The following is a 20,623-nucleotide window of genomic DNA, read 5'->3' on the forward strand; positions in this document are numbered from 1 at the left end:
CCGACCGCTCGGGTCGGCGCTGCTCGCTCAGTTCAGCTCTGCTCGCTCAGGTCCGCGTGCTCAGCTCTGGTTGTAGAACCCGCTGTCGTCCAACGGCCGGTCGATCACCATCACCTCGACCTCCGGCGGCGTCAGCAGGAACACCCGCCGGGCGATCCGCTCGATCCCGCCGCGGGTGCCGAAGACCAGGCCCGACGCGAAGTCGACCATCCGCTTGGCCTCGCCGTCGTCCATCTCGGTCACGTCCATGACCACCGGAGTACCGGCGCGGATGTGCTCGCCGACCGTGCGGGCGGATTCGAATCCGGTGGGCTTCACCGAAACGATCTTCGCCGGGTTCGGCAGCATCGGAACCGTGTCCGCGGTCGCCCACGGCTCTTCCTCGTACACCGCGGCTGGGTAGCTCCCGGACGGCATCAGCCACCCGTTGTGGTGCTCGTCGCGAAGTGCTCCCATGCCGCGCCTCCCTGTCCTGTCCCCGTCTGGCTCCGGCCTGCTGACGCGTCGTCCACTCACCGGAGCTGTCCGAGTATCGCACTGATCACCGCTTCGGCGCCCGCCCTGGCACGCCGTTCGGGTTGTGGCGTGTGCCAGTGGCACAAGCCGTCCTCACCGAGAGGGGACGCCGCAGGTCGGCGGGTGGTTGCACGGTGCGCCCGGGATCATTCCGACCTCGTCCTCGACCGGCCGTTCGAGGCTGTCGAGTTGACGACTGGTCACATCTCGGTGACGCCGTCGGTGACCCTCGCGGCTACTCTCCGGTGACCCCGTCGACGCATTCACGCAGCAGGTCCGCATGCCCGTTGTGCCGCGCGTACTCCTCGATCAGATGGACCTGGATCCAACGCAGCGTCACCTCTTCGCCACCGCGCCGCCGCTTGCCGACGGTCTCCAGTGGCAGCCCGCACACCGCCTGCTCGGCGAGTTCGATCTGCCGGCGCCAGGTGGCGAAGGCCTCGGCCGGGTCGGCCTGGTCCGCCCCGTTGAAGTCGAAGTCCGGGTCCTCGGCGGTGCCGTAGACCGCGGTGTCCTCGCCGCCGAGCAGGATGACCTGGTACCAGTAGGACTCCACCTCGGCGAGATGGCGGACCAGCCCGAGCAGGCTCAGCGTCGAAGGCGGCACCGAGCGCCGCTTGAGCTGCTCCTCGGTCAGGCCCGCCGTCTTCACCGCCAGCGTCTTGCGGTGGAAGTCGAGCCAGGCGGCGAGCATGGTGGCCTCGTCGGCGGCGTATGGCGGGTCGGTGCGCTCGGTCGCGTCGGTCATGTGCGCCATCCTGGCGCAGCAGGGGACGGCGCCGCGAGTCGATTCTTCCGGGCGTTAGGCTCTCGGCGGCAGCACGAAGCCGGGCCGGAACGCTTACGGAGGACCGCATGTCACGACCCGTCACCCTGGTCACCGGCGGCGGCCGGGGGATCGGCGCAGCCGTCTGCCGGCGGCTGGGCGCCGACGGTCACGACCTCGCGATCGGCTACCGCCGGGACGCCCAGGTGGCCGAGAAGCTCGCCGAGGAGCTCCGGGCGGCGGGTGGTGCGGCGGTCGCGATCCGGCTCGACACCGCCGTCGAGGCGGAGGTGGAACGGTTCTTCGACCGGGCCACCGAGCAACTCGGGGCGGCCACCGGCCTGGTCAACAACGCCGGTGTGACCAGCCCGCGCGGGCCGCTCGCCGAGCTGCGCACCGAGGACCTGCGCCGGGTGGTGGACGTCAACCTGGTCGGCTACCTGCTCTGCGCCCGCCGGGCCGCCCGCGACTGAGAGGGTCCGCCAGTAGGGGGCCGGCGATCGTCAACGTCTCCTCGGCGGCGGCCACCCTGGGCAGCCCGGGCGAGTACGTGCACTACGCGGCCACCAAGGCGGCCACCGACGCGCTGACCATTGGCCTGGCCAAGGAGCTCGGTCCGGCCGGGATCCGGGTCAACGCCGTCTCGCCCGGCACCATCGAGACCGAGATCCACCAGCTGTCGGGCGAGCCAGGACGCCCCGCCCGGGTCGGCCCCAGCGTCCCGCTGCGCCGGGCGGGGCGCCCCGAGGAGATCGCCGGCGCGGTCGCCTGGCTGCTCTCCCCGGACGCCTCCTACACCTCGGGCGCGATCCTGCGGGTCGCCGGCGGGCAGTAGCGGTGCGTCAGGCGGCCGGCGCGGCCGCCGCACCACGGGCTCGGGCTCGCCAGGCGCCCGCCAGGCTGACCGCGCTGAGCAGCACGATCACCGCTCCCGACACCAGGAACGCGGGCGAACCCGGCGAGCCCGCCGAGGCGCCCGCCACCACGTAGGCCGCCGTGCCGGGCAGCACGCCCAGCGAGCTGCCCGCCAGGAACGGCCCCCAGCGGACGCCGGACAGGGCCGCGCTCAGGTTCACCGCCTGGAACGGGACGCCCGGCACCAGCCGCATCAGCAGCACCGTGCGGAAACCGTGCTCGGTCAGCCCGCGGTCCAGCGCCAGCAGCGCCCGACCGCGCAGCAGTGGCCGCAGCGCCCGCCGGCCGAGGCCGCGCCCCAGGCCGAAGGCCAGCGCGGCGCCGGCCGTCGTGCCCAGCACCGCGACCGGCACGCCCCCGCGGGCGCCGAACAGCACGCCGGCCGCCACACTCAGCGCGGGTTTGGGCAGGAAGGCCAGCGTGCCCAGCGCGAAGAGCAGGGTGAACGCGGGCGCCCGCCACACCCCGGGCACCGACAGCGCCAGCTGCCGCGGATCCCAGAACAGCACCGAGGAGGCGGCCGCCAGCAGGATCACCAGCAGCAGCGCCGCCCGGGCCCAAGGTGCGCGCAGCACGCCGCTCAGCTTCATGCGGGGGAGTGTAGTCAGCCCGGCAGGCCGACCTCGGCGGCCGGCTCGGCCACCTCGCCGCGCCCGCCCCGCGCCGTGCGCAGCGCGCCCGCCGTCACCGTGAGCGCCGCCGCCAGCGCCGTCACCACTGCGAACGACACCCGCAGCGAGCTGCCCTGGGCGATCGTTCCGACGATCGCCGGTGCGATCAGCCCGGAGGTGTAGGTGACGGTCGCGACGCCCGCGATCGCCTGGCTCGGGTTCGGCCCGGCGTGCCCGGCGGCGGCGAAGGCCAGCGGTACCACCACCGCGACCCCGATGCCGAGCAGCGCGAAGCCGGGGATCGCCACCGCCGGGCTGGTCGCGATCACCACCAGCACTCCGCCGCCCGCGGCGACCGCCCCGCCGAGCCGCACCCCGCGCACCGGCCCGAGCCGCCGCACCGCCAGGTCGCCCGCCAAGCGGGCCACCGCCATGGTGCCGGCGAACGCCGAGTACGCCACCGCCGCGGTGCCGGCCGCCGCGCCGGTGAGGTCGCGCAGGTAGACGCTCGACCAGTCGACGCCCGCGCCCTCGGCGAAGACCGCGCAGAAGCCGACCAGCCCGATCGCCAGCGCCGAGCGGGGCGGCAGCGCGAACCGGGGCGGCGCCTCGGCCTCCGGTTCCGGGCGCACGTCCAGCAGTCCGGCGCAGGCCAGCTGGCCGAGCAGCAGCAGCACCCCGGCCGCGAGCGCCAGGTGCAGCCGGGGGTCCAGCTGCTGACGGGCCGCCAGCGCGCCGAAGGTCGAGGCGAGCAGTCCACCCAGGCTCCACATCCCGTGCAGGCCGGACATGATCGACTTGCCCATCCGGCGCTCGACCTCGACCCCCTCGGCGTTCATCGCCACGTCCGCCATCCCCGAGGTGCCGCCGTAGACCAGCAGCGCCAGGCAGAGCCAGGGCAGCCCGGGAGCGAGGGCGGGCAGCGCGAGCGAGAGGCACCAGAGTGCCAGCAGCAGCCGGATCGCCGCGCGGGCGCCCAGCCGGTGGGTGATCCGCCCGGCCAGCGGCATCGCGAGCGAGGCGCCGAGGGCGGGCATCACCAGGGCCAGGCCGAGCTGGCCCGGGCTCAGGTGCAGCCGCTCCTGCAGGGCCGGGATCCGGGTGGCGAAGCTGCCGGTGACCGCGCCGTGGACGGCGAAGACCAGCGCGATGCTCAGCCGGGACCGGCCGAGCCCCTCGCGGCGCGGTGGGTGAGCGGGTGACGGCATGGCGGAAGTCCTCCCTGTCGGGTGACTGATCGTCGGGCGTCTGGCCCCTGCGAGGCGATAAATTATCAGGAAGGGACCCTGATAGATAGACTGAGTGCCTGGCGCGACCGAGCCCGGACCGCCGATCTGGAAGGATGTTCGGCCATGACCACCGCGCGCACGGCCACTCCCAGCACCGCCCGTGCGATCAACGACCGGCTGGCCCTCGACCTGCTGCTCGGCCACGGACCGCTGACCGCCACCGAGCTGCGCGCCCTCACCGGACTCTCCCGCCCCACCGTCGCCGACCTGCTGGAACGCCTGCAACGCGGCGGCCTGGTGGCCATCGTGGGGGAGCGCGGCGAGCAGCGCCGTGGGCCCAACGCCCGCCTCTACGGGCTGCGCGCCGACCGCGCCCACCTGGCCGGCATCGACGTGCGCACGGTCGGCGTCACGCTCACTGTCGCCGACCTCACCGGGCGGACGCTGGCCGGCGCCGCGCTGCCGGTCGACCCCGCCGACCCGGCCGGTCCGCCCCCCGGCTTCGCCGACCAGGTGCTGCGGACCCTGCTGGCCACCGCGCGCGAGGCCGGCGCCCGCGAGCTGCACACGGTGGCGGTCGGCGCGCCGGGCCTGGTCGACCCGGCCAGCGGGGCGCTGAGCACCACCTCGCGCCTGCACCACTGGCACGCCGAGCTGGTCGCCACCCTGCGCGCCGGACTGAGCGGGCGGTTGCTGCTGGAGAACGAGGCCAACCTGGCGGGCATCGCAGAGCACCGGTTGGGCGCCGCCACCGATCGCGACACCTTCGTGCTGCTCTGGCTGGGGCACGGCACCGGTGCCGCGGTGGTGCTGGACGGCCGGCTGCGCCGGGGCTCCTCCGGCGGCACCGGCGAGATCGGGTTCCTGCCGGTGCCCGGCACCGGCTCGCTGCCCGGCATGCGCAGCTGCGACGGGGGCTTCCACAGCCTGGCCGGCAGCCCGGCGGTCTGCGCGCTGGCCCGCGCGCACGGCCTGCCGGTGGGTGACGGCACGGGCGGTGGGCCGCCCGCCGAGGCGGCGGTGCTCGCCGCGGTCGCGGCCGGGCCGGCCGGCGAGCCGTTCCTGGACGAGCTGGCCGACCGGGTCGTGCTCGGCGTCTCGGCGGTCAGCGTGATCCTCGACCCGGGCTGCGTGGTGCTGGGCGGCGAGGTCGGCCGGGCCGGCGGGGCCGCGCTGGCCGAGCGGGTGGCGGCCCGGCTCGCGCGGCTGTCACCGCTGCGCACCGAGGTCCGGGCCGGCACGGCCGGCGGCGGCGCCGTGCTCAGCGGGGCGGTGCTGACGGCCTCGGACGCGGTGCGGCGCGACCTGTTCGGCGGGCTCGACCTCGGCTGAACGGCGCTCGGTTCTCGGCTGGCCGGGGCCCCGCACTCCCAGGCTTTCCCGGGCCGCCGTTCAGGATCCGTCCGGCACCTGAACATCCGTTGCGGATCATGTGATCTTCACTGTCCGTTTCATGAGGGTTTTATGAACAATCGGCTTGGTTGTCGGAGTTGCGCTGAGTGACCATCTACCCTCGGTTTCGGGATCAATGGGCCGGATGGGTCGTGTTATGCCGATCGACCAACCGTTCGCCGCTGCGCCGCGTCCCCACCTAGGCGGTCGGGGCTCGCTCCGTCTGCACCCGACCCGCAAATGTCCCGGCGAGAGCAAGGTTCATGGAAGCAGTAGAAGATCGAGGCGCTCACCTGCGCCGATTCGGGGGCGAGCAGCTCGGGGGCGAGCAGCCGGGGTGGCAGGCCGGCGCGCTGTGGCCGGTCGCGCCCGCGGCTCCCGTCCGCACTCTGGTGGACATCCTGGAGGCCGCCGCGCACGCCTGTCCGCAGGCGCCGGCGCTGGATGCCGACGGACAGGTTTTCGACTACCGAACGTTGCTGGCGGCCGTGGACGAGCTGGCCCGGCGCCTGGCCGCCGCCGGGATCGGGCGCGGCGACCGGGTCGGCGTGCGGGTCCCCTCCGGCACCGCCGACCTGTACCTCGCGATCCTCGCCGTGCTGCGGGTCGGCGCCGCCTACGTCCCGGTCGACTTCGACGACCCGGACGAGCGTGCCGAGCTGATCTGGACCGACGCCGGGGTCTGCGCGGTGGTCGGCGCCGGCCTGGCCGTGGCGTTCAGTGCCGTCGTGGCACCCGGCCGTCGCCCGGCCCGGCCCGGCCCGCAGGACGACGCCTGGATCATCTTCACCTCCGGCACCACCGGCCGCCCCAAGGGCGTCGCGGTCAGCCACCGGTCGGCCGCCGCGTTCGTCGACGCCGAAGCCGGGCTCTTCCTGCGCGGCAACGGGCTGCGCCCCGGCGACCGGGTCCTGGCCGGCCTCTCGGTCGCGTTCGACGCCTCATGCGAGGAGATGTGGCTCGCCTGGCGCCACGCCGCCTGCCTGGTCCCCGCGCCGCGCTCACTGGTCAAGGCCGGCACCGACCTGGGCCCCTGGCTGGTCGAGCGGCAGATCACCGTGGTCTCCACGGTGCCCACGCTGCTCGCGCTCTGGCCGGTGGAGTGCCTGGAGCGGGTGCGCCTGCTGATCGTCGGCGGTGAGGCCTGCCCGGCCGAGCTGGTCGACCGACTGGCCACCGGGCAGCGCGAGTTCTGGAACACCTACGGCCCCACCGAGACCACCGTGGTCGCCTGTGCCGCGCTGCTGACGCCCGGTCAGCCGGTGCGGATCGGGGCGCCGCTGGCCGGCTGGGAGATCGCCGTCGTCGACGGTCAGGGCAAGCCGGTCGCCTGGAACGAGACCGGCGAGCTGCTGATCGGCGGCGTCGGCACCGCCCGCTACCTGGACCCCGCGAAGGACGCCGAGAAGTTCCGCCCGCACGACTGGCTGCGCAGCCCCCGGGTCTACCGCAGCGGCGACCTGGTCCGGGCCGAGCCCGCGGGCCTGGTCTTCGTCGGCCGCGCCGACGAGCAGGTCAAGCTGGCGGGTCGCCGGGTCGAACTCGGCGAGATCGACGCCGCGTTGCAGGCGCTGCCCGGCGTGCGGGCTGCTGCCGCGGCCGTGCGCAAGACGGCCGGGGGTGGCGAGGTGCTGGTCGGCTACCTGGTCCCCGAGCGCCGGGAGCTCGGCCTCGACACCGAGGCCGCCCGCGCGCTGCTGCTGGAGCGGCTGCCCCAGTCGCTGGTCCCGGTGCTCGCCCTGCTGGAGGACCTGCCCACCCGCACCTCCGGCAAGGTCGACCGCAACGCGCTGCCCTGGCCGCTGGCCGGCGCGGCGGCCGACCGGGGCGCGGCGGTGGACCTGGACGGTACCGCCGGCTGGCTGGCCGCGCGCTGGCGCGAGCTGCTAGGTCTGCCGGTCACCGGGCAGAGCGACTTCTTCGCGCTCGGCGGCACCAGCCTGGCCGCCGCCAAGCTGGTCTCGGTGCTGCGCGAACGCTGCCCCGGGGTCTCGGTCACCGACATCTACGGTCACCCGACGCTGCTCGGGCTGGCCGCCCGGCTGGACGAGCTGACCGGCGGTCCGGCACCGCACGCCGACCCCGCCGCGCACGTCGCGGCGCCGCAGGCCGCCACCGGCCTGGTCCGCCCGATGCGGCCGACGCCGCGCCGGGCCGGCCTGGTCCAGTTGCTGGTGCTCACCGTCGCCTACACCATCAGCGGCCTGCGCTGGGTGCTGGCGCTGGCCGCGCTGGACAACCTGACCCACCGGGTGCCCTGGGCCCCGCACGCCCCCTGGTGGTTGATCATCACCGGCTGGTTGGTGCTGTCCAGCGCCCCGGGCCGGCTGGTCCTCGGCTCGGCCGCGGCCCGGATGCTCACCGTCGGACTGAAGCCTGGCAGCTACCCGCGCGGCGGCTCGGTGCACCTGCGGCTGTGGACCGCCGAGCGGGCCGTCGCCGTGTTCAACCTGGCCGCGCTGATCGGTACCCCGTGGGCCAGGCACTACGCCCGCGCGCTCGGCTGCCGGGTCGGCCGCGGTGCCGACCTGCACACCATGCCGCCGGTCAGCGGTCTGGGCCGGTTCGGCCCCGGCTGCTCGGTCGAGCCCGAGGCCGACGTGGCCGGCTGGTGGCTGGACGGCGATCAGCTGGAGCTGGGCCGGGTCGAGGTCGGCGCCGGCGCCCGGGTCGGCACCCGGGCGATGCTGATGCCCGGCGCCCGGCTGGGTGACGGCGCGGACCTGGCGCCCGGCTCCTGCCTGTTCGGCGAGCTGCCGGCCGGCGAGCGCTGGCACGGCTCCCCGGCCCGCCCGCTGGACGGTCCGGGCGTGGCCCGGGCCGGCGAGGGTTGGCCGGTCCCCGCGCACGGCCGCTCGCGCGGCTGGCACCTCGCCTACGCGCTGGCGCTGCCGCTGCTCAGCCTGCTACCGGTGCTCGCCGCCGCCCCCGCCCTCCTGGTGGTCTTCCAACTGGTCGACCAGGACCGCTCGTTGAGCGCTGTGCTGGTCCAGCTGTTGACCGTCTCGCCGCTGGCCGCCCTCTTCTCGATGGTCTGCTACGCGGGTCTGCTGGTGCTGCTGGTCCGGCTGCTGAGCCGCCCGATCAAGCCCGGGTTCCATCCCGCGCACGGCAAGGCGGCCTGGTGCACCTGGGTGGTCAGCCGGCTGATGGCCACCGCGCGCGGCACGCTCTTCCCGCTCTACGCGAGCCTGTTCACCCCGGTCTGGCTGCGGCTGCTCGGGGCCAGCGTCGGCCGCCGGGTGGAGGCGTCCACCGTGCTCACCCTGCCCGGGCTGATGCGGGTGGACGACGGTGCCTTCCTCGCCGACGACACGCTGATCGCGCCCTTCGAGGTGCGCGGCGGCTGGCTGCGGCTGGGCGCCTCCCAGGTCGGCCGGCGGGCTTTCGTCGGCAACTCCGGGATCGTCGGCCCCAGCCGCGACCTGCCCGACGACGCGCTGGTCGGGGTGCTCTCCGACGCTCCGCCGCAGGCCGAGCCCGGCTCCTCCTGGCTGGGCCGCCCCGGCCTCGCGCTGCCCCGGGTGGCCGAGACCGGCGACCCCAGCCGCACCTACGACCCGCCCCTGCGGCTGGTGCTGGCCCGCGCGGCGGTGGAGCTGTGCCGGGTGGTGCCGGTGCTGTTCGCCGTGCTGCTCGGCGACCTCGCCGTGGTCGCGATGCAGGAACTGGTCGACAGCGACGGCCTGATCCTGGGCGCCGCGCTGGTCGGCCCGGTGCTGATCGGCGCCGGCATCGCCGCCTGCCTGGTCACCACGGCGGCCAAGTGGCTGCTGGTGGGCCGGTTCAAGACCGGTGAGCACCCGCTCTGGTCCTCCTTCGTCTGGCGCAACGAGCTGTACGACACCTTCGTCGAGGAACTCGCGATGCCGTGGCTGGGCCAGACCCTGGTCGGTACGCCGTTCCTGAACGTCTGGCTGCGCTCGCTCGGCGCGCGGATCGGGCGCGGCGTCTGGTGCGAGACCCACTGGCTGCCGGAGACCGACCTGGTCGCCGTCGAGGACGGGGCGAGCGTCAACCGCGGCTGCGTGCTGCAGACGCACCTCTTCCATGACCGGGTGATGCGCCTGGACCAGGTCCGCCTCGGCGCCGGGGCCACGCTGGGTCCGCACTCCATCGTGCTGCCCGGCTCCGCCGTCGGGGTCGGCGCGGCGGTCGGCGCCTCCTCGCTGGTGATGCGTGGCGAGGAGATGCCCGACGGCACCCGCTGGGCCGGCAACCCCGTCGCCGCCTGGCCCACCGGGCACCGCACGGCCGCCGCCACCCGCGCCCCGCGCCGGCACGCGCTCCCCGGTCGGCAGCGCACCGCCCCGCGGCGCCCCGCCTCGCCGGGCCGCCAGCGCTGACCGGCGGCCCGGCGAGGCGGGCATCGCCCGGCCCGTGGGGGTGGCCTGCGGCGGGTGGCCCGGTCGGTGTACCGGCGGCCGGTGCCGATGCGGCAGGATGGGGGCTGCCCGCGATCATCACCGTGATGCGCCACGAAACCCCCGGGGAGTGCCATGGGACAGCCCGCTCGTCCGGTCCACCACTACCGCATCGGCGAGGCCGCGGCCATGCTCGGCGTGAGTGCGGACACCATGCGGCGCTGGGTCGACGCCGGCCGGCTGGCCGCCGAGCGGGACGAGCACGGCCACCGCATCATCGCCGGCCAGCAGTTGGCGTCGTTCGCGCGCGAGCTGGCCAAGCCCGGAGTGGCGGAGGCGGAAGGCCGTACCTCCTCGGCGCGCAACCGGTTCCCGGGGATCGTCACGCACGTGGTGCTGGGGGACGTGGCCGCGCAGGTGGAGATCCAGGCCGGGCCGTTCCGGGTGGTGTCGCTGATCAGCCGGGAGTCGGCGGAGGAGCTGGGCCTGGTGCCGGGGGCCCGGGCCACTGCGGTCATCAAATCGACCAATGTGATGATCGAAGGTAGTTGACCCGTACGAGGCGGTCGACCCCGTAAGGTCGCGAGCGCCGGAAGCGACGCACGCCAGAAACAGCAGCCGCACTTGAGGAGAGCCGTGCCCCGAGCCGCCCTGCCCACCACCCAGGCCACGGTGGACGCCGCGACCCCGGTGGCCGACCTCCCGGACCGGCCGCTGGCCGTCGCGCACCGCGGCGACCCCTACCGCTTCCGGGAGAACACCCTGCCCTCGGTGGCCGCCGCGCTGGCCGCCGGGGCCGACGCGGTCGAGGTCGACGTCCAACTGACCCGGGACGGCGTCCCGATGCTGCTGCACGACCCCACCCTCAAGCGCCTGTGGGAGCTGGACCGCCCGCTGCGTGCGCTCACCGCCGACAGGCTGGCCGCCCAGCGCTTCGCGGACGGACACCGGGTCCCCACCCTGGCCGAGGCGATCGGGCTGCTGGCCGAGTACCCGGCGGCCAGGCTGATGATCGACCTGGACGATCCCGGGCCGGCCGAGGCCGCCTGGCGGGCCGTCACCGAGCAGGGCGCCGAGGGCCGGGTGCTCTTCTGCGGGCCCGCGACCGCGCTGCTCGCGGTGCGCGCCCTGGCCCCCGAGGTGCCGCTCGCGCTCACCTGGAAGCAGCCGGGCCTGCCGGTCGCCGCACTGCTGGCGGACCTGCGGCCGCACTACCTCAACCCGCCCTTCGGGCTGGTGGACCGGGCGCTGGTGGAGCGGGCGGCCGCCGCGGGCCTGACGGTCAGCACCTGGACGGTGGACCTGCGCCGCACCATGCGCCGGATGCGGGAGACGGGCGTCGCCTCGATCACCTCCAACCGGATCGGGCTGCTGCGCTCGGTGCTCGACAGCCGCCGACGGTGACCGCCGTGCTGGGCCGCCAGGCCCTGAACCGCGCCCTGCTGGCCCGTCAGCACCTGCTCGCACCAAGCGAACTGACTCCACGTCAGCTGATCACCCAGCTGGTCGGTCTACAGGCCCAGGCCGCCGACCCGCCGTACTACGGCCTCTGGTCCCGGCTGCCCGACTTCGCCCCGGAGCAGCTCGGCGCGCTGCTCGAAGGACGTACGGCGGTCCGGCTCGGGCTGCAGCGCGGCACCATCCACCTGGTCACCGCCGAGGACTGTCTGAACCTGCGCCCGCTGCTGCAGCCCGTCCTGGACCTGGGCCTGCGCGGCGCCTTCGGCAAGCGCCTGGCCGGTCTGGACCTCGCGGCACTGACCGAGCGCGGCCGGCGACTGGTCGAGGAGTCGCCGCGCACCTTCCAGGAGTTGGGCGCACTGCTCGGCGCCGAGCATCCCGACCGCGATCCGGCCGCGCTCGCCCAACTGCTGCGCGCCCGGCTCGCGCTGGTCCAGGTCCCGCCACGTGGCCTGTGGCGCACCGGCGGTGCCCCCGCGCACACCACCGCCGAGCACTGGCTGGGCCGCCCGCAGGCCGACCTGGCCGACCCGGGCGAGCAGGAGCGGAGCCAGGAGCGCCTGGTGCTCCGGTACCTCGCCGCCTTCGGCCCGGCCACCGTCGCCGACGCGCAGAAGTGGTCGGGCCTGACCCGGCTGGCCGCCGTCTTCAGCCGGCTGCGCCCCCGGCTGGCCGAGTTCCGCGACGAGGCGGGCCGCACCCTCTACGACCTGCCCGACGCGCCCCGCCCCGGCGCCGACGCCGCAGCCCCCGTGCGACTGGTGGCGCCCTTCGACAACCTGCTGCTCTCGCACGCCGACCGCACCCGGGTGCTGCCCGAGGAGTACCGCCCCCGGGTGATGACCCAGAACGGCATCGTGCTCGGCACCCTCCTGGTGGACGGCTTCGTGGCCGGCTCCTGGCAGGTGGCCAGGTCGCCGGCACCCGAGCCGGGCGCCCGGGCGGCCGTCGACCTGCGCCTCTTCACCCCGCTGAGCCGCCCGGCCCGGCAGGCGGCCGAGCTGGCGGCGGAGCGCGTGCTGGCCTTCGCGGCGCCGGAGGCGGCGGCGCGGGAGGTGCGGGTCGAGTCCGGCGACTAGGAGTCGTCTTCAGAGGGTCAGATCAGAGCCTTCGCGGCGTCGCGGATGACGTCGAGGACGAAGTCGGGGTGCGACAGCATGGGCACGTGGCTGCTGTCCACGCTGTAGGTCTTCGCGCCCATGCGCTCGGCGACGGCCCGCTCCAGCTCCGGGTTCACGGTGCGGTCGTGGTTCGCGACGATGTACCAGCTCGGCTTCGTACGCCAAGCGGTGCCGGGGACCTGCTGGGCGAACAGGTCGGCGACCGGCACTGCGCCCGTCGCCAGGACCAACTGCTGCTCGGTCGCGGGAAGATCGCCGCAGAAGTCGCCGATGCCTGACTCAAGCAGCCAGAGGCGGCCGTCGGCGACATCGAGGTGCTTGAAGACGGGCGTGCTGGGGAACTTCTCCTGCTGGCTCTGAGAGGTCTCGTCCTCGTCGGGCGCGAGCGCGGCGATGTAGACCAGGGCGCCCACTCGGTCGTGCACGCCCGCCTTGGTGATCAGCGTCCCGCCGTAGGAGTGGCCGACGAGCACGACCGGGCCGGGCACGTGGTTGATGGCCCGGGTGACGCACGCGACGTCGCCTTCGAGTGAGTCCAGGCCGTGCTGCGAGCTGTAGACCCGGTGGCCCTCGGCCTGGAGCGTGGGGATGAGCTTGCTGAAGCACGACCCGTCGGCCCAGAGTCCGTGCGCGAAAACGATGCTGGCCTTGCCTGCCATGACGTCCTCCTTTGTAGCTGTCAAGCCATGACGCCACCCTACGGCGAGCTTCCGACGCACTACTCTTCGTGATGGTCCCTTTGGGCCTTGACCCACGAAGTAGCGGTCATCTGCCTTGCGGCTCTGCGTGAGGAGCTGGTGTCCTCCGATAGAGTTGATGGTGGTCACGGGCGGCTGGAGGTCCAGGGCGCAGAAGCTGCTGGTAGCGCGGGCGGGGAGGCTTGCGTCCTCCGGGGACAAGCTGTCCAAGTGAGGGGTTGGAGGCTTGTGATGGCCACGGGGAGAACCGGCCGGGCGCGGTCGGGAAGCGGGCTGACCGGCGTGCTGATCGTGGTGGTGCTGGGGGTGCTGCTCGGTTTGCTGTTCTTGGCGAACAAGAGCAACGGGAGCGCGCGTGGCACCGGGCATGACCCGGCGGACATCTTCCTGCCGAAGACGGTCGAGCAGAAGCACCAGGTGGATTCGCCCCCCGACTCGCAGGCATGGCCGAGCAGGACCAGGCTCCCCTCCGCCGGGCTGACCGGCCTTCGCCAGAGTGTTTATGGCGACGCCCCGGGCACTCCCGGAATCTGGGTGGTGATGACAGCCCCCAACGAGCATGACCGGGCAGGCTCGTGGCTCGCCGCCAACGCCCCCTCCTCGCAGGGCACCACGGTCACCCACCCGCAACTGCGGATCGCCGGCGCCACCGCGTGCTACCAGGACCAGCACGATGGCCGGACCACGTGCACGTGGTACGACGAGAAGTTCTTCCTGCTGGTAGCTGGACCAGCCGACGCCGACGCGGTCCAGCAGGTGCTGCTGCGGGTCCATGACGGCACCGAGCGCTGAGGCACATCCTGGTGGGCTTATCGGTGGGCTCACCGGCACCACTGCGAGGATGCGAGGTCCGCTGGAGGCCCAGCGGACCTTGATCAATGAGCGGGACTCACGCTGGCAGCGCCGGAAGGTACGCGCCGATCCAGCGGTCCAGTTCGGCGAAGACCTCGGTGCGAGCAGCCTCACCCGACAAGACGAGGTCGTGCATTCCGCCCTCGATCCGCACGGTGGTGACACGGCGTCCGAGGCGCGGTGCGAGTGCCGCGATGTCGTCGGCGCGGAGTACGGCGTCGGTGCGGAGCAGATCCGGGTGCCACTTGTTCGTGATGGTGGAGGCGGTGGAGGCCATCAGCAGGACGGGGGCATCGATCTGTAGGCCGCGCCGAACCTCCTGGTGGCCGCGGTTGATGGCGGCGAGCCAGCCGGCATAGAGCGGGAACCCTTCGGCGGGCTTGAGGGTGAGGTCGAAGTCCCAACTGCCCTTGTGGTCACGGTGCAAGCTGTGGACGTAATGCGGGTTGAGTGGCGCGGGCAGCTTGCTGGTGGCCGCCAGCCGGCCGAGTGCGCCGACGGCCGGAGCACCGAGCGTACGCATGGCCGGACTTGTGGGCATCGAAAGGAAAGGACTGTTCAGGAAGAGCCCGTCCACCACCCCGCGCCCGGCTTGCCGGGAAGCCCAGAGGGCGGCTACCAGCCCTCCAGTGGAATGCCCGTTCACGAGTAGCTGACTGTGGCCGTCCTGCTCGCGGATGATCCGGACCGCTTGGTCGAGCTCTTCGTCGTAGGCGGCCAGGTCGCGGATGAAGTTCGGCGACTGGTGGGGTCGCAGCGAGCGGCCGTACTTGCGCAGGTCCAGCGCGTAGAAGGAGAAGCCGAGGGCTGCGAAATGTTCTGCCAAATGAGTCTGGAAGAAGTAGTCGGTGTAGCCGTGCAGGTAGAGCACGGCCCGCTGGGAGCCGGGCACCAGGCGCCGGACCAGGGTCGCGCTGACCGCGCCCTCCTCGTCGGCGGCCAGCGGCAGTTCGGCCGCCTCGTACGGGGCACCCAGGATGTCTTCTCGGAACTCCACGTCTGCCGCACCCAATCTCTGCATTGACCTGCTGCCACAGGACCACCGACTCAGCAGCCCCGACGATACCGGCCGGTAGCCGCTGCACGGCGCCGGCACCCTATGCTGCCGTCATGCCGAGAGACGATGGCGATCGCCACACCGACCAGACCCCGGGCGAGCGGGTGCCGGTGCAGCGTGAGACCGCCTTCGGCACGGCCAAGCTGATGCCCGACCTCGATGACGAGGGTGGCTGGCTGCTCACCCTGGACGGCACCCCGCAGTCCTATGTCGACCTCGCCGAGCCGGGCCACCTCGAATTCGAGTACACCCAGCGGCTCGGCCACCTGGCCGACACCCTGGCCCCCGAGGGCCGCGCGCTGGCCGTGCTGCACCTCGGCGGCGGGGCGCTCACGCTGCCGCGCTACCTCGCCGCCAGCAGGCCCGGCTCGCGCCAGCAGGTGGCGGAGGCGGACGGCCCGCTGGTCGAGCTGGTCCGCGAGGTACTGCCGTGGCCGGAGCCGGAGATCACGGTGACCGTCGGCGACGCCCGTGACGTGCTGGCCGGCACCGCGCCCGGCTCGCTGGACCTGGTGATCGCCGACGTCTTCCAGGGCTCGCGCACCCCCGCCCACCTGACCAGCACCGAGTTCGTCCGGCACGTCGCCGCCGCGCTGCGCCCCGACGGCACGTACGCCGCCAACCTCGCCGACAGCGCACCCCTCGACTTCGCCCGAGCCCAGGCCGCCACCGTCCGGGAGGTCTTCCCGCACAGTTGCCTGATCGCCGAACCGTCCGTGCTGCGCGGTCGGCGTTACGGCAATCTGCTGCTGATCGGCTCGCCCGCCCCGCTCCCGGTCGAGCCGCTGGCCCGCCGGCTGGCCGGTGACCCGTTCCCGGCCCGCCTGGTCGACGGAGCGGAGCTGCGCCGGCTGGTCGGCCCGGCCGTCCCGGTGACCGATGCGGCGGCCCGTCCTTCACCGCCGCCACCGGCCGGGGCGTTCAGCATCGGGTGAGCCGGGGGTGATGCTGCGCGACAGGGGCGGCTGACCCGATGTCAGAATGTCGGAGCATCCACCTGTCGGACCATCATCCAGCCGAGGAGCCGACCGCGTTGCCCGCACCCGATGGCCAGCCCGAGCTCGCCCCGAGCGCCCTGCCCGAGACGGCGCTCTGGACCCTCTACCACCGCGCCGCCGAGGCCCGGCGTCCGGACACCGTGCTGCGCGATCCCCAGGCCGTCGCCCTGGTCGACCGGATCGACTTCCCGTTCGTCGACCGCTTCGGCCCCGCCCAGCCGACCGTCGCCCGGCTCCAGGCGCTGCGCGCCGGCGTTTTCGACCGCGAGGTCACCGACTTCCTGACCCGCAGCCCGCGCGGCACCGTGGTCTGTCTCGGTGAAGGCTTGGAGACCCAGTACTGGCGGACCGACAACGGCCGTGCCCGGTGGCTGGGCGTCGACCTGCCCGAGGCCGTCGCCCTGCGTGAGCGGCTGCTGCCGGCCGCCCCGCGCCACCGCCTGCTGGCCGGCTCGGTCACCGATCACGCCTGGCTGGACGAGGTCGATCCCGGCGACGACCTGCTGATCACCGCCGAGGGCCTGCTGATGTACCTCCAGCCGACCGAGGTCCGTGCGCTGGTCGCCGCCTGTGCCGCCCGGCTGCCGCGCGCGACCTTCGTCTTCGACGCGGTGCCGCACTGGTTCAACCGGCTCGCCGAGGCGGCCGCCAAGCGCCCCGGCGGCTACCAGCCGCCGCGGATGCCCTGGACCATCGGCTCGCGCTCGCTGCTCGCCGACCCGCGCACCGTTCCGCTGGGAGCCCGGCGCACCTGGTTCCTGCGCGTGCTCGCCCTCGACCTGCCGGACCGGCGGGCCCGGCTGGTGCGTTCGTTCGGGCCGCTGGATCTGTTGCGGCGGCGTCCGGCGCACCCCGGCCGGCCGCGTCGGCAGGGCTGAAGCGAGCGACGGAACTTAAAGCACTGGTAAAGCGTTCGGGTTGAGGGCGGCAGGCTAGGCTGCCCTGTCGACCGATTCGAACCGCGTTCTGGAGGAACCGGCCTTGCACATCCAAGAGTGGATCCAGAGCGCGCCGCCGAACGCGGTCTACGCACTGGTCGCCCTGATCATCGGCCTCGAGAGCCTCGGCATCCCGCTGCCCGGTGAGATCGCGCTGGTCTCGGCCGGCCTGCTGGCCGCCAAGGGCACGGTCGACCCGGCGCTGGTCGCGGTCTGCGCGGTGGCCGGTGCGGTGATCGGCGACTCGATCGGCTACTCGATCGGACGCAAGGGTGGCCAGCCGCTGTTCGAGCGGCTCGGCCGGAAGTTCCCCCGCCACTTCGGTCCGGACCACCTGGCCACCGCCGAGCGGGCGTTCCACAAGTGGGGCATGTGGGCCGTCTTCTTCGGCCGCTTCATCGCGCTGTTGCGGATCTTCGCCGGGCCGCTGGCCGGCTGCATGCGGATGCCGTACTGGAAGTTCCTGATCGCCAACGTGCTCGGCGGCATCTGCTGGGCGGGCGGGACCACGGTCGCCGTCTACTACGTGGGCAAGGTGGTGGAGCAGTACCTGAAGAACTTCTCCTACCTCGCCCTGGTGCTCGCGCTGGTGGGCGGCGGTGTCATGGGCCTGGTGATCAAGCGCCGGGCGGCACGCGCCCTCGTCGGCCACGCGGACGAGGAGCAGGGGCAGCAGGTCACCGTGGCGGAGTGAGCCGGCGAACCACCGGGGACGTCGGCTGACGGCCTGTCAGCCGGCGCCGCCGACCGCACGTAGGATCGTCGCCGGTACGTGCGGCGAGAGTGCGGAGAGACTGATGACCGAGCAGCAGCAGTGGAGTGCGGTGGACCGGTACCTGGACGGGGTGCTGGTCGGTGCGGACGCGGCGCTGACCGCCGCACTGGCGACCAGTGAGAAGGCCGGGTTGCCGCAGATCGCCGTCTCGCCCACCCAGGGCAAGCTGCTCCACCTGCTGGCCCTGACCGCGGGCGCCCGGCGGATCCTGGAGATCGGCTCGCTCGGCGGCTACAGCGCGATCTGGCTGGGCCGGGCGCTGCCCGCCGACGGCCGGCTGATCTCGTTGGAGCTCTCGCCGGCCCATGCCGCCGTCGCCCGGGCCAACCTGCACGAGGCCGGACTGGAGAAGGTGGCCGAGGTGCGGACCGGGCGGGCCGTCGACAGCCTGGCGGAGCTGGTGGACGACGGCGCCGAGCCGTTCGACCTGGTCTTCATCGACGCGGACAAGCCCAGCAACCCGGAGTACGTCGGCTGGGCGCTGCGGCTCGCCCGGCCCGGCACGCTGATCATCGTGGACAACGTGGTGCGCGGCGGGGCGGTGGCCGACGCCGGCAGCACGGATGCGTCCGTGGTCGGGATCCGCGCGATGCACGAGCTGGTCGCGGCCGAGCCACGGCTGGAGGCCACGGCGGTGCAGACGGTGGGCAGCAAGGGGTACGACGGGTTCACGCTGATCCGGGTGATGAGCTGATCGGATCGTCGGATCGCCGGCCCGCGGGAGTCGGCGGCTGGGGCGACGGACTGGTCCGGGCCTCGTTCAGCTGACGGCGAGGACAGCTGAACGAGGCCCGGGGTTTCGGGGAGCGGGCCATCGGCCGATCTGCGGCCCGCCTGACGGTCCGTCAGAGTACCGGCCCGCAGGGCTGCCGGGGGAGTGCGGAGGCAGCGAGGCCGCGCGCGCCCAGACCGGACGCGCCCAGACCGGACGCGCCCAGACCGGACGCGCCCAGGCCGGTGGGCCCGGTGGGGATCCGCGCGCCGCAGGTCCGGCCTGCCGCCGCCTCGATCGCCGTGGCCACCGCGTCCGCGACCCGGCTCGCCAAGGCCTGACCACCTGCGGCCGGGGTGCTCGTGGCGAGGCCCTCGACCACGCGGTCGACCCCGGGGCGGGCCGGCAGCCGGGCCGCCGCCGTCCCGAGGCCGGTCGGGCCCGCGCTGAACCGCGGCGGTGAAGCAGGTGGCGGTGGTGCTGACGCCATGTCAGGTCTCCTTCGATGCGGGGCGGCCGGGGCGTCAGCCACGGGCGCGAGCGACCTCGACGTTCTCCAGCACGCCGAGCGCGTCGGGCACCAGGATGGCGGCGGAGTAGTAGGCGCTGACCAGGTAGGAGACCACCGCCTTCTCGTTGATGCCCATGAAGCGCACGTTCAGTCCGGGCTCGTACTCGTCCGGGATGCCGATCTGGTTCAAGCCGATCACCCCCTGGTTGGACTCGCCGGCGCGCATCGCGATGATCGAGGAGGTGTGCCCGCCGACCACCGGAATCTTGCCGCACGGGAAGATCGGCACGCCGCGCCAGGCCGGGATGTGGTGGCCACCGACGTCGACCGAGCCGAAGTAGATGCCCCGCTTGCTGCACTCGCGCCCGAACGCGGCGATGGCGCGCGGGTGGGCGAAGATGTGCGAGGTCTCGCGGCGCAGGCTGAGCAGCTCGTCCAGATCGTCCGGGGTGGGCGGGCCGGAGTGGGTCTGGATCCGCTGGTCGTAGTCGGCGTTCGCCAGCAGGCCGAAGTCGGGGTTGTTGACCACCTCGAACTCCTGGCGCTCGCGCAGCGCCTCGATGGTCAGCTTCAACTGCTGCTCGACCTGGTTCATCGGGTCGTTGAAGAGGTCGGCGACCCGGCTGTGCACCCGCAGCACGGTCTGCGCGACGCTCAGCTCGTACTCGCGCGGCGCCAGCTCGTAGTCCACGAAGGTGCCGGGCAGCTCGTGCTCGCCCTCGTGGCCGGCCGCCAACTCGATGGCGGCCTCGCCGTGCTGGTTCTGCGCCTGATCGGCGTCGGCCAGGTACTGGTCGATCAGCTCCCGCAGTTCGGCGGAGCGGGCCGCCAGCTCCTGGAAGGCCCCCCAGGGCAGGGTGAGCACGGTGGCGGCGGTGGTCGCCTTGACGGTGTACTCCCACAGGGCGTCGGAGCGGCCGACCACCTCGTCGCCCAGGTGGTCGCCGTCGGCCAGGTGGCCGAGGACGGCGGACTCGCCGTACTTGCCGAGGCCGATCTTGTTGATCTTGCCGTGGGCGATCAGGTAGATCTCGTCGATCGGCTGCCCGGCCTCGACCAGCACCTCGCCGGCGACCACCTCGCGCTGGGTGAAGCGCCTGGCCAGCTCGCCGAGCAGCGCCTCGTCCGCCACGTCGCGCAGCACCGGGACCTCGCGCAGCGACGGCGGCACGACCCGGACCTCGGCGCCGGTCTTCACAAAGCTCACCCGGCCGCGCCCGACCGCGTAACTCAGCCGGCGGTTCACCCGGTAGGTGCCGCCGGAGACCTGCACCCAGGGCAGCGCGCGCAGCAGCCAGCGCGAGCTGATGCCCTGCATCTGGGGCTCGGATTTGGTGGTGGTGGCGAGGTTGCGCGCCGCCGTCGTGCTCAGGCTGAGCTGAGCGCTCTGTTGGACCTGCTGCGGTTCGGTCGGTGCCGGCCCGGTGTCGATCGACATCGGCTCTCTCCATTCGTCACGGTCGCGGCAGCAGGGTGAGATCCGTCTGACGCGATGGAATCCGTTGCGTGGTTCAGATTCCATCGCATGGCCGCCACCCGGGAGAAGGAGATCGGGAAAAGAGCTGATCCATGGGGAAGCGTTTCTCCGGCTCTGCGCCGGTACGGCGGATCAACTACTCAAAGGGGCGCGTGAGCTGTTTGCGCGCGCCCTTGATTCGCTCGAAAATGCGAGTTGAGAATGCTAGTCGAGAAATGGCAAGCAGGTTA

18 protein-coding genes and 1 pseudogene are annotated in these 20,623 nt (G+C 73.5%); 11 read left to right on the forward strand and 8 right to left on the reverse strand.

Annotated elements, in window-relative coordinates; translation table 11 throughout:
• Positions 1-60: 60 nt before the first annotated feature.
• Both ABH937_RS11230 and ABH937_RS11235 read right to left on the reverse strand, forming a co-directional pair.
• On the reverse strand, positions 61-456 hold the full coding sequence (locus tag ABH937_RS11230) for a cell division protein SepF (RefSeq protein WP_280690760.1): 396 nt from the start codon (positions 454-456) through the stop codon (positions 61-63).
• Between the two features lie 295 nt (positions 457-751).
• A complete protein-coding gene (locus tag ABH937_RS11235) occupies positions 752-1,264 on the reverse strand; it encodes a DinB family protein (protein ID WP_280690761.1) in 513 nt (170 codons plus the stop codon).
• Between the two features lie 107 nt (positions 1,265-1,371).
• Here ABH937_RS11235 and ABH937_RS11240 point away from each other — a divergent pair.
• Positions 1,372-2,117: pseudogene (locus ABH937_RS11240) on the forward strand (SDR family oxidoreductase).
• Between the two features lie 7 nt (positions 2,118-2,124).
• On the opposite strand, the gene ABH937_RS11245 reads toward ABH937_RS11240, so the two are convergent.
• Together ABH937_RS11245 and ABH937_RS11250 are read right to left on the reverse strand one after the other, a co-directional pair.
• Positions 2,125-2,787 (reverse strand): TVP38/TMEM64 family protein, encoded by a 663-nt coding sequence (locus ABH937_RS11245; RefSeq protein WP_370218081.1) that lies wholly within the window; start codon positions 2,785-2,787, stop codon positions 2,125-2,127.
• Between the two features lie 14 nt (positions 2,788-2,801).
• Complete coding sequence (locus ABH937_RS11250) at positions 2,802-4,016, reverse strand: MFS transporter (protein ID WP_370218082.1); 1,215 nt, start codon at positions 4,014-4,016, stop codon at positions 2,802-2,804.
• Between the two features lie 144 nt (positions 4,017-4,160).
• Between ABH937_RS11250 and ABH937_RS11255 the strand changes: the two genes are divergently transcribed.
• The 5 genes from ABH937_RS11255 (at position 4,161) to ABH937_RS11275 (ending at position 12,333) form a co-directional block, all read left to right on the forward strand.
• Positions 4,161-5,369 (forward strand): ROK family transcriptional regulator, encoded by a 1,209-nt coding sequence (locus ABH937_RS11255; protein ID WP_280690764.1) that lies wholly within the window; start codon positions 4,161-4,163, stop codon positions 5,367-5,369.
• Between the two features lie 323 nt (positions 5,370-5,692).
• Positions 5,693-9,775, forward strand: coding sequence for a Pls/PosA family non-ribosomal peptide synthetase (locus tag ABH937_RS11260; protein WP_280690765.1), 4,083 nt, complete (start codon positions 5,693-5,695; stop codon positions 9,773-9,775).
• A 153-nt stretch (positions 9,776-9,928) separates the two neighbouring features.
• Positions 9,929-10,345: a helix-turn-helix transcriptional regulator gene (locus ABH937_RS11265; RefSeq protein WP_280690766.1), complete on the forward strand. Its 417-nt coding sequence runs from the start codon at positions 9,929-9,931 to the stop codon at positions 10,343-10,345.
• Positions 10,346-10,429: 84 nt separating this feature from the next.
• Entirely contained in the window at positions 10,430-11,197 is a 768-nt protein-coding gene (locus ABH937_RS11270) for a glycerophosphodiester phosphodiesterase (RefSeq protein WP_348533666.1), read from the forward strand.
• Positions 11,194-12,333 carry a winged helix DNA-binding domain-containing protein gene (locus ABH937_RS11275; RefSeq protein WP_280690767.1) on the forward strand — a complete coding sequence of 380 codons (1,140 nt, stop codon included), beginning with the start codon at positions 11,194-11,196 and terminating at the stop codon, positions 12,331-12,333. Before ABH937_RS11270 ends, ABH937_RS11275 begins: the two co-directional genes overlap by 4 nt.
• A gap of 17 nt (positions 12,334-12,350) precedes the next feature.
• Here ABH937_RS11275 and ABH937_RS11280 read toward each other — a convergent pair whose 3' ends face one another.
• Entirely contained in the window at positions 12,351-13,034 is a 684-nt protein-coding gene (locus tag ABH937_RS11280) for an alpha/beta hydrolase (RefSeq protein ID WP_280690768.1), read from the reverse strand.
• A 270-nt stretch (positions 13,035-13,304) separates the two neighbouring features.
• Here ABH937_RS11280 and ABH937_RS11285 point away from each other — a divergent pair, with 270 nt between their 5' ends.
• Positions 13,305-13,865 carry a hypothetical protein gene (locus ABH937_RS11285; protein WP_370218083.1) on the forward strand — a complete coding sequence of 187 codons (561 nt, stop codon included), beginning with the start codon at positions 13,305-13,307 and terminating at the stop codon, positions 13,863-13,865.
• A 97-nt stretch (positions 13,866-13,962) separates the two neighbouring features.
• Here ABH937_RS11285 and ABH937_RS11290 read toward each other — a convergent pair whose 3' ends face one another.
• Positions 13,963-14,922: an alpha/beta hydrolase gene (locus ABH937_RS11290; RefSeq protein WP_370218084.1), complete on the reverse strand. Its 960-nt coding sequence runs from the start codon at positions 14,920-14,922 to the stop codon at positions 13,963-13,965.
• A gap of 113 nt (positions 14,923-15,035) precedes the next feature.
• Here ABH937_RS11290 and ABH937_RS11295 point away from each other — a divergent pair, with 113 nt between their 5' ends.
• From ABH937_RS11295 to ABH937_RS11310, 4 genes are all read left to right on the forward strand, one after another.
• On the forward strand, positions 15,036-15,917 hold the full coding sequence (locus ABH937_RS11295; RefSeq protein ID WP_280690771.1) for a fused MFS/spermidine synthase: 882 nt from the start codon (positions 15,036-15,038) through the stop codon (positions 15,915-15,917).
• Positions 15,918-16,015: 98 nt separating this feature from the next.
• Positions 16,016-16,858 (forward strand): class I SAM-dependent methyltransferase, encoded by an 843-nt coding sequence (locus tag ABH937_RS11300; RefSeq protein ID WP_280690772.1) that lies wholly within the window; start codon positions 16,016-16,018, stop codon positions 16,856-16,858.
• Between the two features lie 103 nt (positions 16,859-16,961).
• Positions 16,962-17,612 (forward strand): DedA family protein, encoded by a 651-nt coding sequence (locus ABH937_RS11305; protein ID WP_280690773.1) that lies wholly within the window; start codon positions 16,962-16,964, stop codon positions 17,610-17,612.
• Positions 17,613-17,715: 103 nt separating this feature from the next.
• The gene (locus ABH937_RS11310) at positions 17,716-18,387 is read left to right on the forward strand and encodes an O-methyltransferase (RefSeq protein ID WP_280690774.1); all 672 of its coding nucleotides are present in this window, start codon (positions 17,716-17,718) and stop codon (positions 18,385-18,387) included.
• A 151-nt stretch (positions 18,388-18,538) separates the two neighbouring features.
• On the opposite strand, the gene ABH937_RS11315 is transcribed toward ABH937_RS11310, so the two are convergent.
• Positions 18,539-18,895, reverse strand: coding sequence for a hypothetical protein (locus ABH937_RS11315; protein WP_370218087.1), 357 nt, complete (start codon positions 18,893-18,895; stop codon positions 18,539-18,541).
• 34 nt (positions 18,896-18,929) lie between these two features.
• Positions 18,930-20,354, reverse strand: coding sequence for a family 2B encapsulin nanocompartment shell protein (locus ABH937_RS11320; RefSeq protein ID WP_280690776.1), 1,425 nt, complete (start codon positions 20,352-20,354; stop codon positions 18,930-18,932).
• Positions 20,355-20,623 lie beyond the last annotated feature (269 nt).

The organism is Kitasatospora sp. GAS1066B (assembly GCF_041262605.1).
GTDB lineage: Bacteria > Actinomycetota > Actinomycetes > Streptomycetales > Streptomycetaceae > Kitasatospora.